This is a genomic window from Streptomyces sp. NBC_00513 (assembly GCF_041431415.1).
GTDB lineage: Bacteria > Actinomycetota > Actinomycetes > Streptomycetales > Streptomycetaceae > Streptomyces.
Genome location: NZ_CP107845.1, coordinates 5123168 through 5140000, shown reverse-complemented (window position 1 = coordinate 5140000; position 16833 = coordinate 5123168). Strand labels below are relative to the sequence as shown.

Annotated in this window: 15 protein-coding genes and 1 riboswitch; of the genes, 7 read left to right on the top strand and 8 right to left on the bottom strand. The window is 70.7% G+C overall.

Features of this window, described 5'->3' with window-relative positions; translation table 11 throughout:
* Nucleotides 1-18: 18 nt before the first annotated feature.
* A complete protein-coding gene (locus tag OHA84_RS23895; RefSeq protein ID WP_266949780.1) occupies nucleotides 19-1308 on the bottom strand; it encodes an extracellular solute-binding protein in 1290 nt (429 codons plus the stop codon).
* Between the two features lie 290 nt (nucleotides 1309-1598).
* Between OHA84_RS23895 and OHA84_RS23890 the strand changes: the two genes are divergently transcribed.
* The 6 genes from OHA84_RS23890 (at nucleotide 1599) to OHA84_RS23865 (ending at nucleotide 9334) form a co-directional block, all read left to right on the top strand.
* On the top strand, nucleotides 1599-2363 hold the full coding sequence (locus tag OHA84_RS23890) for a GntR family transcriptional regulator (protein ID WP_053676497.1): 765 nt from the start codon (nucleotides 1599-1601) through the stop codon (nucleotides 2361-2363).
* Nucleotides 2364-2492: 129 nt separating this feature from the next.
* The gene (locus OHA84_RS23885; RefSeq protein ID WP_266973979.1) at nucleotides 2493-4706 is read left to right on the top strand and encodes a carbon starvation CstA family protein; all 2214 of its coding nucleotides are present in this window, start codon (nucleotides 2493-2495) and stop codon (nucleotides 4704-4706) included.
* Between the two features lie 5 nt (nucleotides 4707-4711).
* Nucleotides 4712-4909 (top strand): YbdD/YjiX family protein, encoded by a 198-nt coding sequence (locus tag OHA84_RS23880; RefSeq protein WP_053676496.1) that lies wholly within the window; start codon nucleotides 4712-4714, stop codon nucleotides 4907-4909.
* Nucleotides 4910-5069: 160 nt separating this feature from the next.
* Nucleotides 5070-5567 carry a GNAT family N-acetyltransferase gene (locus OHA84_RS23875; protein WP_266949778.1) on the top strand — a complete coding sequence of 166 codons (498 nt, stop codon included), beginning with the start codon at nucleotides 5070-5072 and terminating at the stop codon, nucleotides 5565-5567.
* Nucleotides 5568-5643: 76 nt separating this feature from the next.
* Nucleotides 5644-5721: riboswitch (cobalamin riboswitch) on the top strand.
* Nucleotides 5722-5909: 188 nt separating this feature from the next.
* Nucleotides 5910-8318 carry a ribonucleoside-diphosphate reductase subunit alpha gene (locus OHA84_RS23870; protein WP_053676420.1) on the top strand — a complete coding sequence of 803 codons (2409 nt, stop codon included), beginning with the start codon at nucleotides 5910-5912 and terminating at the stop codon, nucleotides 8316-8318.
* Complete coding sequence (locus tag OHA84_RS23865; protein ID WP_053676419.1) at nucleotides 8318-9334, top strand: ribonucleotide-diphosphate reductase subunit beta; 1017 nt, start codon at nucleotides 8318-8320, stop codon at nucleotides 9332-9334. The genes OHA84_RS23870 and OHA84_RS23865 overlap by 1 nt, the downstream gene beginning before the upstream one ends.
* Here the strand turns inward: OHA84_RS23865 and OHA84_RS23860 are convergent.
* On the bottom strand, nucleotides 9289-9573 hold the full coding sequence (locus OHA84_RS23860) for a hypothetical protein (RefSeq protein WP_266949773.1): 285 nt from the start codon (nucleotides 9571-9573) through the stop codon (nucleotides 9289-9291). The genes OHA84_RS23865 and OHA84_RS23860 overlap by 46 nt on opposite strands.
* 81 nt (nucleotides 9574-9654) lie before the next feature.
* Here OHA84_RS23860 and OHA84_RS23855 point away from each other — a divergent pair, with 81 nt between their 5' ends.
* Nucleotides 9655-10623 carry a helix-turn-helix domain-containing protein gene (locus OHA84_RS23855; protein ID WP_266949771.1) on the top strand — a complete coding sequence of 323 codons (969 nt, stop codon included), beginning with the start codon at nucleotides 9655-9657 and terminating at the stop codon, nucleotides 10621-10623.
* A gap of 20 nt (nucleotides 10624-10643) precedes the next feature.
* Here OHA84_RS23855 and def read toward each other — a convergent pair whose 3' ends face one another.
* The 6 genes from def to OHA84_RS23825 form a co-directional block, all read right to left on the bottom strand.
* Entirely contained in the window at nucleotides 10644-11279 is a 636-nt protein-coding gene (gene def, locus OHA84_RS23850; RefSeq protein WP_266969852.1) for a peptide deformylase, read from the bottom strand.
* Between the two features lie 67 nt (nucleotides 11280-11346).
* Nucleotides 11347-12342, bottom strand: a complete 996-nt coding sequence (locus tag OHA84_RS23845) for a hypothetical protein (RefSeq protein WP_053676495.1) — start codon at nucleotides 12340-12342, stop codon at nucleotides 11347-11349.
* Nucleotides 12343-12447: 105 nt separating this feature from the next.
* Nucleotides 12448-13725: an HD-GYP domain-containing protein gene (locus OHA84_RS23840; protein ID WP_266969855.1), complete on the bottom strand. Its 1278-nt coding sequence runs from the start codon at nucleotides 13723-13725 to the stop codon at nucleotides 12448-12450.
* Nucleotides 13722-15302 (bottom strand): HD-GYP domain-containing protein, encoded by a 1581-nt coding sequence (locus OHA84_RS23835; RefSeq protein ID WP_266969857.1) that lies wholly within the window; start codon nucleotides 15300-15302, stop codon nucleotides 13722-13724. The genes OHA84_RS23840 and OHA84_RS23835 overlap by 4 nt, the downstream gene beginning before the upstream one ends.
* 222 nt (nucleotides 15303-15524) lie before the next feature.
* The gene (gene rsrA, locus OHA84_RS23830) at nucleotides 15525-15827 is read right to left on the bottom strand and encodes a mycothiol system anti-sigma-R factor (RefSeq protein ID WP_053676413.1); all 303 of its coding nucleotides are present in this window, start codon (nucleotides 15825-15827) and stop codon (nucleotides 15525-15527) included.
* Complete coding sequence (locus OHA84_RS23825) at nucleotides 15824-16468, bottom strand: sigma-70 family RNA polymerase sigma factor (protein WP_008741505.1); 645 nt, start codon at nucleotides 16466-16468, stop codon at nucleotides 15824-15826. Before OHA84_RS23825 ends, rsrA begins: the two co-directional genes overlap by 4 nt.
* Nucleotides 16469-16833 lie beyond the last annotated feature (365 nt).

The window sequence follows — 16833 nt, the reverse complement described above, 5'->3', positions numbered from 1 at the left end:
GGCCCTGCCGGCTACAGGTCACTTGGTGTTGATGACCTTGTCGATCTCGGCGTCGGCGGCCTTGGCCGCGTCCTCGACCGACTTCTTGCCGGTGCCGATCTCCTGGAGCAGGGTCTGCAGGAGCTTGGCCTTCTCGACCTGGCCCCAGCCCGGGGCGGTCGGCACGAACCAGGAGGACTCGGCGGCGGTGGCCGCGACCTGCGTCGCCGGGGCGGACTTCAGCGGGCCGAGGTCCGTCTTGTTGTTGGGCAGGTTGCCCTTGGCGATCAGGCCCTTCTGGCCCTGCGCGCCGGTGAAGGCGTTGATCCACTCGGAGGCGATGTCCTTGGCCTTGGACTTGGCCGGGACCGCGAGGTCGGAGCCGCCGAGGAAGACCGGGAGGTTCTTGCCGTTCGGGCCGGGCTGGACGAAGTTCTCCAGCTTGTCCTTCAGGCCGCCGACCTTGTCGTTCTTCGGGTCGGCCGCGGTGGCGCCCTCCCAGGCGGCGGCGAAGATGGCGGCGGAGTTGCCCTGGGCGAAGACGACCGGGCGGTCGGACTCGTCCTTGGTCTTGTCCGCGTGCATGTACTTGTCGAGGAGCTCCTTGTACTGCTTGAGCCCCTTCAGCGACTCGGGGGAGGACAGGGTGCCCTTCCACTTGTCGCCGTCCTTCTTGGCGATGGCGCCGCCGGCGTCGTAGACGTAGGACATCGCGGCGTACCAGTCGGGCGACGGCTGGTACAGGGCGCTGAACTTGTCGCCCTTGGCGGCCTGGATCTTGTCCAGCGCGCCGGTGTACTCGGCCCAGGTCTTGGGGGCGGCGGTGACGCCGGCCTCCGCGGCCAGGTCCTTGCGCCAGGTGCCGACGCGGCCACCGGCGTAGTACGGGACGCCGTACGTCTTGCCGTCGTAGGTCACGGACTCCTTGAGGGCGTCCAGCCACGCGGAGGAGTTGTCGAACTTCGACGGGTCCACCTCGGAGAAGGCTCCGGTCGACATGTAGCCGATCATCTCGGAGTTGCCCATCTCGACGACGTCCGGCGCCTTGTCCGTGGCGAGCACGGCGTCCAGCTTGGCGTTTTTGTCCGGCCAGCCGTAGTACTCGTGCTTGACGGTGAGACCGGGGTGCTTCGCGACGACCGCGTCGTCGGCGGCCTTCACCAGCTCCGGCCAGTTGTTCTGGGCGTCGACCGTCAGCCAGACGGTCAACTCCTTGGCGCCGGACGCCTTGTCGGCAGTGTTGCCGCCCTTGTCGTCCGAGCCACCGCACGCCGCCAGGCCGATAACCATGCCCGCGACTCCAACCGCCGCGATGAGCTTGCGCTTCACGCCACCCTCCTCAGGGATGCCTTCATGCACTTCCCTTGCCCGCCGCGGTGACATACGCGAAGTACTGCACGTGGGGCCGGGATCCGATCCATATTGGTTTAGACCAGCAACCGGAGCTTGGCCTAGACCTTTAGGGGTGTCAAGGGTCTAATGAGCGGGTGATCGGTCCGTTATCGGACCGACACCTGGGGGAGGGAGGAGGCCTGTCCTCCCGCTCGTGTCACGATGTGACCGCACATATGGAGGAGCCGGTGACGGCAGCGAAACTGGAGTCGGGAAGGCGGGCGGCGATGGCCACCGAAGGGGCGACCACGGAGCCGGAAGGCGGGGCGGCCACTCGCACGGCGCGGGTGCCCAAGTACTACCGACTCAAGCGGCACTTGCTCGACATGACCGAGACGCTCCCCCCGGGCACCCCGGTGCCGCCGGAGCGCACGCTGGCGGCCGAGTTCGACACCTCGCGGACCACGGTCCGCCAGGCCCTGCAGGAGCTCGTCGTCGAGGGCCGGCTGGAACGCATCCAGGGCAAGGGCACCTTCGTGGCCAAGCCCAAGGTGTCCCAGCCGCTCCAACTCTCCTCGTACACCGAGGACATGAGGGCCCAGGGGCTGGAGCCCACCTCGCAGCTGCTCGACATCGGCTACGTGACGGCCGACGACACGCTCGCCGGACTGCTCAAGATCACCACCGGTGGACGGGTGCTGCGCATCGAGCGACTGCGCCTGGCGAGCGGTGAGCCCATGGCCATCGAGACCACCCACCTGTCGGCCAAGCGCTTCCCCGCGCTGCGCCGTTCGCTGGCCAAGTACACCTCCCTCTACACCGCCCTCGCCGAGGTGTACGACGTACGGCTCGCGGAGGCCGAGGAGACCATCGAGACCTCGCTGGCCACCCCGCGCGAGGCCGGACTGCTCGGCACCGACGTCGGCCTGCCGATGCTGATGCTCTCCCGGCACTCGCTGGACGCCGACGGCGAACCGGTCGAATGGGTACGTTCGGTGTATCGCGGCGACCGTTATAAATTCGTCGCCCGACTTCAGCGACCTGCTCTCTGATCAACGGTTGACTCCTGATCGACCCCCGGTGGACGCTCGTACCGCTATACGGACGGGGGCTTACGTTCACCGGTCAGGCCCCCGTAGATTCCCTGCGCTCAAGCAGTGATCAACGAGGGGACGACGATCATGGCGGAACCGGAAGCAACAGGTACACAACGGGACACGGCGGGAGCCTCGTCAGGGGGGCTCTCGCCGAAGTCGATCGCCGTCTGGGTGCTCGTCGGTCTCATCGGCGCGATCGGCTGGGGCGTACTGGCCCTCTCCCGGGGCGAGGAGATCTCGGCCGCGTGGCTGCTCGCCGCCGCCCTGGGCTCGTACGCGATCGGCTACCGCTTTTACGCGCGCTTCATCGCGAACCGCGTACTGAAGGTGGACAAGACCCGGGCGACCCCGGCCGAACGCCTTGACAACGGTGTCGACTTCCACCCCACCGACCGTCGCGTGCTCTTCGGTCACCACTTCGCCGCCGTCGCCGGAGCGGGCCCGCTGGTCGGCCCGGTGCTCGCCTCGCAGATGGGCTACCTCCCGGGCACCATCTGGATCGTCGCGGGCGTGATCTTCGCCGGCGCGGTCCAGGACATGGTCACGCTCTTCTTCTCGACCCGGCGCAACGGCCGTTCGCTCGGACAGATGGCCCGTGACGAGATCGGCCCGGTGGGCGGAGCCGCCGCCCTGGTCGCCGTGTTCGCCATCATGATCATCCTGCTCGCCGTACTGGCGCTGGTCATCGTCAACGCCCTGGCGGACTCCCCCTGGGGCGTCTTCTCCATCGGCATGACCATCCCCATCGCCCTGTTCATGGGCTTCTACCTGCGCGTGCTGCGCCCCGGGCGCGTCACCGAGGTGTCCCTGATCGGCGTCGCCCTGCTGCTGCTCGCCATCGTCTCGGGCGGCTGGGTGGCGGACTCCTCGCTCGCCGAGTTCTTCACCCTCGACAAGCAGACCCTCGTCATCTGGATGGTCGCGTACGGCTTCGTGGCGTCGGTGCTGCCGGTGTGGATGCTGCTCGCGCCCCGCGACTACCTCTCCACCTTCATGAAGGTCGGCACCATCGCGCTGCTCGCGGTGGGCGTGGTCATCGCCATGCCGATGCTGAAGATGCCCGCGGTGACCGAGTTCGCCTCGCGCGGCGACGGGCCGGTCTTCGCCGGTTCGATGTTCCCCTTCGTGTTCATCACCATCGCCTGTGGCGCCCTGTCGGGCTTCCACTCCCTGGTCTCCTCGGGCACCACCCCGAAGATGATCCAGAAGGAGACCCAGGTCCAGGTCATCGGCTACGGCGCGATGCTCACCGAGTCCTTCGTCGCCGTCATGGCGGTGATCGCGGCCTGCATCATCGAGCCCGGGCTGTTCTTCGCGGTCAACTCCCCCGCCGGCGTGGTCGGCACCACCGTCGAGACCGCCTCGCAGGCGGTGACGAACTTCGGCTTCGCCATCTCCCCGGAGGCCCTCGCCCAGGCGGCGAAGGACGTGGAGGAGACCAGCCTGCTGTCGCGGACGGGCGGCGCGCCGACCTTCGCACTCGGAATGTCGGAGATCTTCTCGTCGGTCATCGGCGGCGCCGGGATGAAGGCCTTCTGGTACCACTTCGCCATCATGTTCGAGGCGCTGTTCATCCTGACCACCGTCGACGCGGGCACCCGAGTCGGCCGGTTCATGCTCCAGGACACCCTCGGCAACGTGCACAAGTCCTTCAAGGACGTCAGCTGGAAGCCGGGCGTGTGGATCGCGAGCGCGGTCGTCGTCGGTGGCTGGGGCTACTTCCTGTGGGTGGGTGTCAGTGACCCGCTGGGCGGCATCAACCAGCTCTTCCCGCTGTTCGGCATCGCGAACCAGCTCCTCGCGGCGGTGGCCCTGGCCGTCTGCACCACGCTGCTGATCAAATCGGGCCGGCTGAAGTGGGCCTGGGTGACGGGCGTCCCGCTGGCCTGGGACGTGGCGGTCACCCTCACCGCCAGCTACCAGAAGATCTTCTCCGACAACCCGAAGATCGGGTTCTTCGCGCAGCGGGACCTGTACCAGGACGGCATCGAGGCCGGGAAGGTGCTCAAGCCCGCCAAGAACATGGGCGAGATGCACACCGTGGTCACCAACGCCACGGTGGACGGCGTCCTGTCGGTGCTGTTCGCGGTCCTGATCATCATCGTGCTGCTGGACGCGGCCCGGACCTGCGTCAAGGCCGTCCGCAAGCCGGAGACGGTCACCCTCACCGAGACCCCGTGGACCGAGTCGAAGATCGTCGCCCCGGCCGGTCTGATCGCCACCCCCGAGGAACGGGCGGAACTCGCCGCGGCGGGCCTCGACTCCGGCGGCGGCAAGACCCGGGAACCGGTCGCGTGAGCGGCCTGACGGCCGTGCGCGGCGCGTGGGCGAAGACCCGGTTCTACGTCCGTGAGTTCTCGGGCGAGGCCGCGTACGACCGGTACGTCGCGCACGCCCGCGCGCACGACACCAACGCCGAGGTCATGACGCGGCGCGCCTTCGAGCGGGCCCGCACCGACGCCCGCGAGGCCGACCCGCGCGAGGGCTTCCGCTGCTGCTGACCCCCTCCGGGGCCTTCGAAGGGCCGCCGCGTTCCCCCGGGAACGCGGCGGCCCTTTCGCGTGCCCGTCCGTGCCGGTCCGCGCCGGGGGACGCCCCCTTCGCATCCCCGTCCGTGGACACGCGCGACCAATCGCCCGCCGGTCCGACACACTCGACGGCATGGACATCGTGATCAGGGCGGCCTCGGTCGCCGAATACGAAGAGCTCGGCGAGATCACCGCGCGGGCCTACCTGGACGACGGGCTGCTGGACTTCAACGAGGACGACTTCTACCTGAACGTGCTGCGCGACGTCGCCGGCCGGGCCGCCTCCGGGGAGGTGCTCGTCGCGGACCACGACGGCACGGTCCTCGGCGGGGTGACGTTCGCCTCGAACACGAGCCCGCTGGCCGACATCGCCGGCCCGGGCGAGGCGGAGTTCCGGATGTTGGCCGTCGCCCGCGAGGCGCGCGGACGCGGCGCGGGCGAGGCCCTGGTGCGGGCGTGCATGGCCCGGGCGGGGGCCTTGGAGGGCGTGACGCACCTGGTGTTGTCCACCCAGAGGTCGATGACGGGGGCGCACAGGATCTACGAGCGCCTCGGCTTCACCCGAACACCAGAACGAGACTGGGCCCCGATCCCGGGCCTCACCCTCCTGACCTACCGTCTGGAGCTGTAACCACGCCGACACAACATGTGGGGGGTCACGCATCCACCCGCCCCCACATGTATGCTCGTGCTCGCTGTCGTCGCAGGGGAATCCGGTGCGAATCCGGAACTGTCCCGCAACGGTGTGAAGTGCACCTGTTCGTGCAACTACAAGTCCGAGGACCTGTCGACAGCGCGCCCGGCTCGACCGAACCGGGTGCAGACACGTCCGGGCCTCGCGGTTGGGCCGGTGGACGCCATGCGGTGCACGTACCGCCCGCCCTGTCCGGGCCGGAGCGTGCGAGGTCCGCATGCGCCCGCTCGCGCCCGCGCCGTCGGTGTTCCCGGAGCCGAGCAAGGGAGAGCTCCCCCCGTGACCATCGCGCCCTCCGCACCGCGCGCAGAGTCCGTTCCGTCCGAGTCCGCGATCGAGACCGCGATCACGTCCGGGGGACCCGGGGCCGCGCTGCTGCGCACCCTGACCGAGCTGACGGCCGACCTTCCCGACACCGACCCCGGCCGGGTCGCCGCCGCCGCGCTCCGCGGTCGCAGCTCCGCCTCCGACGAGGCCGAACTGCGCGGGCTGGCGACCGAGGCCGCCGCGGGTCTGATCTCCGAGGACCCGGCGTACTCCCGGTTGGCCGCGCGTCTGCTGACGCTGGCCGTCCGCGACGAGGCCGCGGGCCAGGGGTCCACCTCCTTCTCCGTCTCCGTCGAGGTCGGCCACCGCGAGGGCCTGATCGCCGACCGCACGGCCGAGTTCGTGGCGACCCACGCGAACCGGCTGAACGCGCTGGTCGAGCACGCGCTCACCGAGGGCGCGGACGACCGCTTCGGGTTCTTCGGCCTGCGCACCCTGCACAGCCGCTACCTGCTGCGCCACCCCATCACCCGCCAGGTCATCGAGACCCCGCAGTACTTCATGCTGCGCGTGGCCTGTGGTCTCGCGGAGAACGAGACGGTCCAGGCCGTCGAGGAAGTGGCCTCGCTCTACCGGCTGATGAGCCGCCTCGACTACCTGCCGTCCTCCCCCACCCTCTTCAACTCCGGCACCCGGCACCCGCAGATGTCCTCCTGCTACCTGCTGGACTCCCCGCTGGACGAGCTCGACTCGATCTACGACCGCTACCACCAGGTCGCGCGCCTGTCGAAGCACGCCGGCGGCATCGGCCTGTCGTACTCCCGCATCCGCGCCCGCGGTTCGCTGATCCGCGGCACCAACGGCCACTCCAACGGCATCGTGCCGTTCCTGAAGACCCTCGACGCCTCCGTCGCGGCCGTGAACCAGGGCGGCCGGCGCAAGGGCGCCGCCGCCGTCTACCTGGAGACCTGGCACGCGGACATCGAGGAGTTCCTGGAGCTGCGCGACAACACCGGCGAGGACCAGCGCCGTACGCACAACCTGAACCTGGCCCACTGGGTGCCGGACGAGTTCATGCGCCGCGTCAACTCCGACTCCGACTGGTCGCTGTTCTCCCCCGCCGAGGTCCCCGAGCTGGTGGACCTGTGGGGCGACGAGTTCGACGCCGCCTACCGGGAGGCCGAGGCGGCCGGCCTGGCCCGCAAGACCATGCCCGCCCGGGAGCTGTACGGCCGGATGATGCGCACCCTCGCGCAGACCGGCCAGGGCTGGATGACGTTCAAGGACGCCTCCAACCGCACGGCGAACCAGACCGCGGAGCCGGGCACGGTCGTCCACTCCTCGAACCTCTGCACCGAGATCATCGAGGTCACCAACGACGGCGAGACGGCCGTCTGCAACCTCGGTTCGGTCAACCTCGGCGCGTTCGTCGTCGACGGCGACATCGACTGGGAGCGGCTGGACTCGACCGTCCGCACCGCCGTGACCTTCCTCGACCGCGTGGTGGACATCAACTTCTACCCGACCGAGCAGGCCGGCCGTTCCAACGCCCGCTGGCGTCCGGTGGGTCTGGGCGCGATGGGCCTCCAGGACGTCTTCTTCCAGCTGCGGCTGCCCTTCGACTCCCCCGAGGCGCGGGCGCTGTCCACGAAGCTCTCCGAGCGGATCATGCTGGCCGCGTACGAGGCCTCCTGCGACCTCGCCGAGCGCAACGGCCCGCTCCCCGCCTGGGAGCAGACCCGTACGGCCCGCGGTGTCCTGCACCCGGACCACTACGACACCGAGCTGAACTGGCCGGAGCGCTGGGAGGCGCTGCGCGCCCGGGTCGCGACCTCCGGCATGCGCAACTCGCTGCTCCTCGCCATCGCCCCGACCGCCACGATCGCCTCGATCGCCGGTGTGTACGAGTGCATCGAGCCCCAGGTCTCCAACCTCTTCAAGCGCGAGACGCTCAGCGGTGAGTTCCTCCAGGTGAACGCCTACCTGGTGGCCGAGCTGAAGCGGCTCGGCGTGTGGGACGCCCAGTCCCGCGAGGCGCTGCGCGAGGCCAGCGGCTCGGTGCAGGGCTTCGGTTGGATCCCGGCCGAGGTGCGCGAGCTGTACCGCACGGCGTGGGAGATCCCGCAGCGCGGCCTGATCGACATGGCGGCGGCCCGTACGCCGTTCCTCGACCAGTCGCAGTCGCTGAACCTGTTCCTGGAGACGCCGACCATCGGGAAGCTGTCCTCGATGTACTCGTACGCCTGGAAGCAGGGCCTGAAGACCACGTACTACCTGCGCTCGCGCCCGGCGACGAAGATCGCCCGCGCGGCGTCCGGCTCCGCCGTCCCGGCGGCGGCCACCCCGCTTCCGCAGGCCGTCGACGCCGACGCGCTGGCCTGCTCCCTTGAGAACCCCGAGTCCTGCGAGGCCTGCCAGTAATGAGCTCCAACGAGAACAAGAACCTCCTGGACCCGGGCTTCGAGCTCACGCTCCGCCCGATGCGTTACCCGGACTTCTACGAGCGCTACCGCGACGCGATCAAGAACACGTGGACGGTCGAGGAGGTCGACCTCCACTCGGACGTCGCGGACCTCGCGAAGCTGACCCCGTCCGAGCAGCACATGATCGGCCGTCTGGTCGCGTTCTTCGCGACGGGTGACTCGATCGTCTCGAACAACCTCGTGCTGACGCTGTACAAGCACATCAACTCCCCGGAGGCGCGCCTGTACCTGTCGCGCCAGCTGTTCGAGGAGGCCGTGCACGTCCAGTTCTACCTGACGCTGCTCGACACCTACCTGCCCAACCCGGACGACCGGGCGGCCGCGTTCGACGCGGTCGAGGAGATCCCCTCGATCCGCGAGAAGGCGCAGTTCTGCTTCAAGTGGATGGACTCGGTCGAGAAGATCGACCGGCTGGAGACGGCCGCCGACCGGCGCCGCTTCCTGCTGAACCTGATCTGCTTCGCGGCGTGCATCGAGGGCCTGTTCTTCTACGGCGCTTTCGCGTACGTGTACTGGTTCCGTTCGCGCGGCCTGCTGCACGGTCTGGCCACCGGCACCAACTGGGTGTTCCGTGACGAGACCATGCACATGAACTTCGCGTTCGAGGTCGTCGACACGGTCCGCAAGGAGGAGCCGGAGCTCTTCGACGACGCTCTCCAGCAGCAGGTCGTCGACATGCTGAAGGAGGCCGTCGAGGCGGAGCTGCAGTTCGGCCGCGACCTGTGCGGTGACGGCCTGCCGGGCATGAACACCGAGTCGATGCGCGAGTACCTGGAGTGCGTCGCGGACCAGCGTCTGGTGCGCCTGGGCTTCCCGGCGGTGTACGGCTCGCAGAACCCGTTCTCGTTCATGGAGCTTCAGGGCGTCCAGGAGCTGACGAACTTCTTCGAGCGCCGCCCGTCGGCCTATCAGGTCGCGGTCGAGGGCACCGTCGACCTGGACGAGGACTTCTGAGTCCTCTTCCCCGCACGGCCGCACGACTTGGCAGCGCCCCCGCCCACGGGGTGGACCTCCCGGATCTCCGGGGGTCCCGGGCGGGGGCGCTGCCGCGTTTCCCGGACGACCTCCTCCCGCTCGCGGGCGGCGCGCAATTGCCGGTCGACGCGGCGTTCGAGGAGGAGTCCGTACAGGGCCGGGCCCGCGAGGAGGCCGGCGACGGCGAGGGCGACGAGGTGGCTCAGAAGCGTGTTCACCCCTCCACTCTCGCGAGGGCGACGAAAACCCGACAGTGGCAGGACTGTCATGGAAGTGCGAATTACTGCCACACTGGGGGCATGCTGACCAATGTGGCCGTGGCCCTCGCCAACGGTGTCGCCCCGTTCGAACTGGGGATCTTCTGCGAGGTCTTCGGACTCGACCGCAGCGACATGGGGCTGCCGGTCTACGACTTCGCCGTGTGCGCCGCGGAGGACCGGCGGTCCACCACCGGCGACGGACACTTCGACATCGTGGCCCCGCACGGACTGGAACGGCTGGAGAGCGCGGACCTGATCTGCCTGCCGGCCGACCGCACGGCCCCGACCCGGGAGTACCCCGAGGAACTGCTGGAGGCCCTGCGCCGGGCCGTGGACCGGGGGGCCCGGCTGCTCAGCGTGTGCAGCGGGGCCTTCCTGCTCGGCGCGGCCGGACTGCTCGACGGGCGGCGCTGCACCACGCACTGGATGCACGCCCCGGCCCTGGCCCGCCGCTTCCCGAAGGCCGTCGTCGACCCGGACGTGCTGTACGTGGACGAGGGCTCGGTGATCACCGCCGCGGGCACCGCCTCGGGCATCGACGCCTGCCTGCACGTCGTACGACAGGAGCACGGCGCGGAGGTGGCCAACACCATCGCCCGGCGGATGGTCGTACCTCCCCACCGGGACGGCGGCCAGGCCCAGTTCATCCAACGGCCGCTGCCCCGCACCTCCTGCGACACGGTCGGGGAGGTCATCTCCTGGATGGCGCGCCACCTGGACGAGGAGATCACGGTCGAGCAGCTCGCGGACCGCGCGCACATGGCCCCGCGCACCTTCGCCCGCCGCTTCCAGCAGGAGACCGGCTCCACTCCGTACCAGTGGGTGCTGCGCCAACGCGTCCTGTTGGCGCAGGAGTTGCTGGAATCCTCCGACGAGACGATCGACGCCATCGCGGGCCGCTGCGGCTTCGGCAACGGGGCCGCGCTGCGCCACCACTTCCTGCGGGCCCTGGGCACCACGCCGAACTCGTTCAGGCGCGCCTTCCGGGGCCCGCAGGCCGTGGCGTAGACCGGCTCGGGCAGAGCGGCTCAGGCGTTCGGGACGACCTCGTAGCGCGGGGTGCCCTCGTCCATCTGTCGCAGGGCGTCCTTGCGGTCGCGCTTCGAGAGGCGGTCGATGTACAGGTACCCGTACAGGTGGTCCGTCTCGTGCTGGAGGCAGCGCGCGAAGTAGCCGGTGCCCCGGACCTTGATCGGATTGCCCTGCGCGTCCTGGCCGGTGACCTCGGCGTAGTCCGGGCGGGCCAGCGAGGCGTAGGCCGTCGGAACCGACAGGCAGCCCTCGTTGGAGTCGTCCAGCACCCGGGCGCCGACCGGCAGCTCGACCGGCTTCGGGTTGACGACGACACCAGTGTGCCGCTTGCCGTCGTCGTCCGGGCAGTCGTAGACGAAGACCTTGGCGTCCACACCGATCTGGTTCGCGGCCAGGCCCACGCCCTCGGCGGTCTTCTGGCTCGCGAACATGTCGTCGATCAGCCGGGCCAGTTCGTCGCCGAACTCGGTGACGTCCTTGCATTCCCGGTGCAGGACCGGATTGCCGACCACCGTGATGGGGCGGGAGGTGCCGCGCTCACGGTAGGCGAGCTCGCGCGCCTCACAGTCCTCCGTGTCCACGACGTAGCCCTCTTCGTCGACCGGGACAACCTGGTTCTCCTGCTGCGCCATGTCCGCCGTACGCCTTCCGTAAGTCCGCCGAGTCACCGATGTGACCCGTACAGCCTACGGCCCCGACTCAGCAGACTTCCTCCAGATCCCGCCACTCGCGACTGTCCGGGCTGTCCGCCACCCAGCCGTCGAGGAGCCCGCGCACCAGACCGGCGGGCGCGGCGATGCCGCACTCGCGCTCGGGGACCCACAGGGAGCCGGAACCGGCGGTGCGGTGGCCCAGCGGGCCGGGATGGCCCGGTTCGCTGTGATCGTGCGGGTCCGGGTGCTGCTCGTCGCCCTCGTCGCTCGGCATCGCGCTCTCGGAGCACGTCCGGCACAGCAACCGCACCGACGAGGACCAGTCCTCGGCGGCGAAGCCCGCGTCGGAGGCGAGCTGCTCCAGGGCGTCGCGGTCGGCCTCGGTGGCCGCCTCCAGCAGCACCACCCAGGTCGGCACCGGCGAGGGCGCCCACAGCTCGATCTCGTCGAAAACGGGGTAGGAGGGGCCGGCGGCGGTGATGCGCTCGCCGTGCGGCACCCCGTCGTGCAGCACGACCTCGCCCCAGCGCCGCCCGGAGGACGGCAGCGGGATCGAGAGGACCTCGATCCGGGCCGGATCGAGCCTCCGCCCCCACACGACCTCGGCCTCGCCCTCGGGCGAGAGCCGCACGGCGGCGCTGCCCAGTTCCATGCCGACGGGCTCGCCGGCCCCGCCCGTGCCGTGCGGGTCCCCGGGGACCTTCAGGCCGTACGCCTGCCAGGCCCGGCGGGCCAGCGGCCAGTCCTGGAGCGCGGTCGCGGCGATGCCGACGTTCCACCAGTCCGGGGCGCCCGTCTCGCGGTCCAACAGGGCCACCGCGCGCAGCCCCGCGGCCCGCGCCTGCTCCCAGTCGTGCCGGAACTTGTGCAGCAGGGCCAGGTTGAACCAGGACTCGGACAACCAGGGCTCCAGGTCCGCCGCTCTGGTCAGCAGCGCGCCCGCGTCCTCGTACCGCCCGTCGCCGATCAGCGTGAACGCGCGGTCGGTGGCCTGCCGCCACGAGGCGGAGGGCCGATGCCGTACCTTCCCGAAGATCCTCACGATTCCCGCCTGCCGGTCCAACGGTGCAGCCTTGCGGACACCCTCACGGACACTCCCACTCGCATCCAACCATGCCCACTCGGACGGCCGCTCATTACCCATGGGTTACCCAGGCGGAACGGGAACGACTCGGGCACGTCCGTCCCTGGCCAGAACCCTCGCAAGGGACTCCACGACCTCCGGCTGGTAGTCGTGCCCGGTACCCAGCCGCAGACGCTCCAGGGCGGCCAGTGAGCCGCCCGGGTGACCGCTCCCGCCGCACAGGTCGTCGTAGGCGTTCACCGCGCGCACGATCCGGGCGGCGACCGGCTGCTCACGGTACGGATCGGCCTGCCGCTCCACGACCACCGCGACCTCCGCGGACACCCCCGTCAGCCGGGCCACCTCCCCGCCCAGCCCGGCGATCCGGCGGGCCTCGGCGGCGGGCAGCCCTGCGGTCGCCCCGGCCGGGACCGGATCGACGAGGGACAGCTGCCCGATGTCGTGCATCAGGGCGGCGTACTCCAACACCGTGAGCTCCCGCTCGGACAGCCCCAGCTCCCGCCCGACGGCGCAGCTCAGCGCCGCCACCCGCAGCGAGTGGCCCGGGCGGGTGTACCCGGCGATCTCGGTGGCCCGGGCGAGGGAGGTGATGGTCTCGCGGTAGGTGGTGCGGATCGCGGTGATCCGGTGGAAGGACAGCTGGGTGAGCAGCAGCGGAACGCTGAAGACGGGCAGGGCCCACACCCCGGCCACGGCCACGGCCAGCGCCATGACCAGGCCGGTCGCGCAGATCGCCGAGCCGATACCGGCGAGCGCGCGCAGTTCGTCGCGCAGCAGGGGCCCGTACGGCCACCCGGTGCGGGACGCGGCGAGCGCGGCGGCCAGGACGGCGTCGCACAAGGCCGTCAGGCCGAGCAGGAGCAGCAGGAAGACCACGAGGTACGGGCCCTCGCCGACCATGCCCTCCAGTCGGCCGGAATGGTGGAGCGGCTGGAAACAGGCGGCGGCGAAGCCGACCGTGAGCACCTGGCGGGCCACGTGGTCGAGGGCGGGACCGCGGCCCCGCGCCACGTGCGGTACGAGTCCGACGAGGGCGGCGGCGAGCACGACGGCGACCGTCTGCAGGGCCCCGTGGTGGGTGGAGTGCCCGGCGTTCTCGCCGAGCAGGGCGTACGCGAGGGCTCCGGCGGAGCCGAGGGGCGCGGGCCGGCGGTCCTCGGCGGTGGGGTTCCCGGCGGCGTCCCCGGGTTCGCGGCGGGCGAGTTCCCCGACGGCGACGAGGCCGCCGAAGGCGAGGGCGACGCCGGTGTCGGCGAGACCGTGCCACAGGGTGTGGCCCAGGGCCACGAGGGTGAGCAGGGCGGCGGCGGCGCGTACCGCGGGGGCGGTCGGCCCCCTCACGGGCCGGTTCCGGGTCGGGTCCCGGGGCCGCCGGCCGGGCGCACCGGGGGTGTCCGGCGGCCGGGGGCCCGTCCGGGTTCGGGGGCGTCGTCCCGGGGCCGGCCCGGCGGACCCGGTTCCGCGGGCGCCGCCGACGGACCGCCCTGGGTCGGCAGTCCGGGCAGCGCGCCCTCGGCGGGGCCGCCCGGACCTCCCGGACCGGCGGGGCCGCCCGGCCCGTCGCCGATGACCTGGAGGTCGTCGTCGGACGTGACCACCGGATGCCAGCCCTGGCGCCCGATGGCGCCGACCAGGGCGCGCACCATGGCCGGGTCGAACTGCGTCCCCGCGCACCGCTCCAGCTCGGCGAGCGCGACGGGCACCGGCCGCGCCCTGCTGTACGAGCGCGTCGACGTCATCGCGTCGAAGGAGTCGGCCACCGCCACCACGCGGGCCGACACCGGGATCTGCTCGCCGCGCAGCCCGTACGGATACCCCGACCCGTCGACCCGCTCGTGGTGGTGGAGGATCGCCGCGCGGGCCTCCCCCAGGAAGCCGATGCCGCGGACCATCTCGTGCCCGTACTCGGGGTGCAGTTCGATGATCCTGCGTTCCTCGGGGGTCAACGGCCCGTCCTTGCGCAGGAGTCGGGTCGGTACGCCGAGTTTGCCCACGTCGTGCAGGATGCCGGCGATACGGACGACTTCCATCCGGTCGTCCGCCATCCCCAGCTCGCGGGCGATCATCGCCGAGGCCTGGCCGACCCGCTCGCTGTGACCGCGCGTGTAGCGGTCCTTGATGTCGACGGCCTGTACCAGCGCGCGGATCGTGGCCTGGTGGGCGGCGCGCTCGCGGTGGTACTGGGCGAAGACCCAGCAGGAGATGTACATCGGCAGCAGGACCAGCAGGGCGGCGGGCAGTCCGTACGGGCTGCGCCACATGACGGCCATCATCAGCCCGGCCAGCCCGTGCACGCAGTGCGGGGCCAGGGACCGGACCGACGGCCCGACCCGGACGGTGGCCGGGGGCCGCCGCTCGGCGGCGACGAGGATCGCCCCGTCGAGGAGGGTGAGGACCATGCAGAAGGCCACGGCGGCGACCGCCGCGGGAAGCAGGAGGTAGGGGAAGTCGGCGACCCAGGCGATCGGATCGGCGCCTGCGGACGGCCCGGGAATCCCGCTCGCCACCGGCCCCCGGCCGTCGAGCGCGGCCGGTCCGCCGAGCAGCCCGTACGTGCGTCCCGCCACCCAGGCGGCCGTCGCCTGCTGCGCCGCGTGCCACACCCGACGGACCCCGGCCGGTCGCCGGACCACCGGTCCGGCGAGGGCTCCGGGCACGGCCACGAGCGCGGCCGCGGAGGGCGGCAGCAGGAAGACGGCGGCCAGCACGACGGGGAAGAAGGTGCCGATGCCCTCGGGCACCCGGCCGGTGAGGCGTGGGCAGATCCGCACCGACTCACAGCCGAGGTAGAGCGCGGCGAGCAGCGAGACGGTCGGCCAGGGGGTGTCGGGGCAGAGTGCGGCCGGCAGCACGCACACCGACGCCACGAGGATCGCGCACACGACGAGGACGCGCGCCGCCGGCGGAAGTACCCGCATGGCGCTCTCCTCCCCCTGGGCCGTGCACGGCGGGCACCGGAGCGGACCGGTACCGGAAGGGGAGAATAGGTGGGGCCCCACACGAAGTGGGCCACATTTTCACATTGTGTCGTTCGGGTGCCCCCGGATTAGCACCTTCGAGTGAACGAAGTGAACGACCGGGGGCGGTTGTTCGGAAAGGCGCGGCCGGCGAATCCCGGGCAATGGGGAAACCGCTTTCGGCTAGCCCGTCGCGGGATCGGCCGTGACGTCGTGGTCGGGCACGGCCTGCCCCGAACGGATCAGCTCGATCCGTCCCATCACCTTCGAGCGCAGATCGGTCGGCACGTCGTCCGAACCGCAGCAGCGCTTGACCAGCTTCTTCACGGCCTGTTCGAGGCCGTACTTCTCAAGACAGGGATTGCACTCGCCGAAGTGTGTCTCGAACTTCGTGCAGTCGCTGTCGGGCATCTCGTGGTCCAGGAACTCGTAAAGGTGATCCAGGACCTCTGCGCACTCCGTCTCGTGCGGCTCTCCGCAGCTCATGAGCCCGAGCCTTTCAGGTCGTTCGACTCTCCAGCGCCGGCGGGGACCAGCCCGCGCTCACGGGCGTAGTCCTCCAGCATTCCGCGGAGTTGACGGCGCCCACGATGCAGTCGGGACATGACCGTACCGATGGGCGTACCCATGATGTCCGCGATCTCCTTGTACGCAAAGCCCTCTACGTCGGCGAGATAGACCGCGATGCGGAACTCCTCCGGAATGGCCTGGAGCGCCTCCTTCACATCCGAGTCGGGAAGGTGGTCGAGCGCCTGCGATTCGGCGGACCGAAGGCCCGTCGACATGTGCGACTCGGCGCGCGCCAACTGCCAGTCCTCGATCTCCTCCGCCGCACTGCGCTGCGGTTCGCGCTGCTTCTTGCGGTAGGAGTTGATGAACGTGTTCGTCAGGATGCGGTAGAGCCATGCCTTGAGGTTGGTGCCCTCGCGGAACTGGTGGAACGACGCGTACGCCTTCGCGTACGTCTCCTGGACCAGGTCCTCGGCGTCGGCCGGGTTGCGCGTCATGCGCAGCGCGGCGGAGTACATCTGGTCGAGGTAGCCGAGGGCGTCCCGCTCGAAGCGCGCGTTGCGCTCCGGGGTCGTCTCCTCCGCGTGGCCTTCGTCGGTCCCGGCGACAGGACCCACCTCCTCCGACAGCGTGGCGGCTCCGAAAGCGGATCCGCTCGAATCGGAGAATAGTCGACCTTCCCGGCCCTCCGCCGCCCGAAGCGTCCCGCGCTTGGGAGCAGGCAGCACCGTCCAGTCCAGGTCAGCGGCCTGCGGACGGTTCTGGCTGATGACCTGGGTCATGCGCTCCCTCTCCTCCGACGAACTTCCCGTACGTACCGACATTCGGCACAACAGAAGGCCCGGGCCCGGCATTCCCGGGGCCTGTGGGGTTTCCCGGATCCGTCAGGTCGACTCCGCGGGGCGCGTGATCCGGATCACGCGGGAATGTGTCAGGTCGGGCCCGCGACTCGCGACGCCGGGCCGCCCCAGGGATCGGGTCG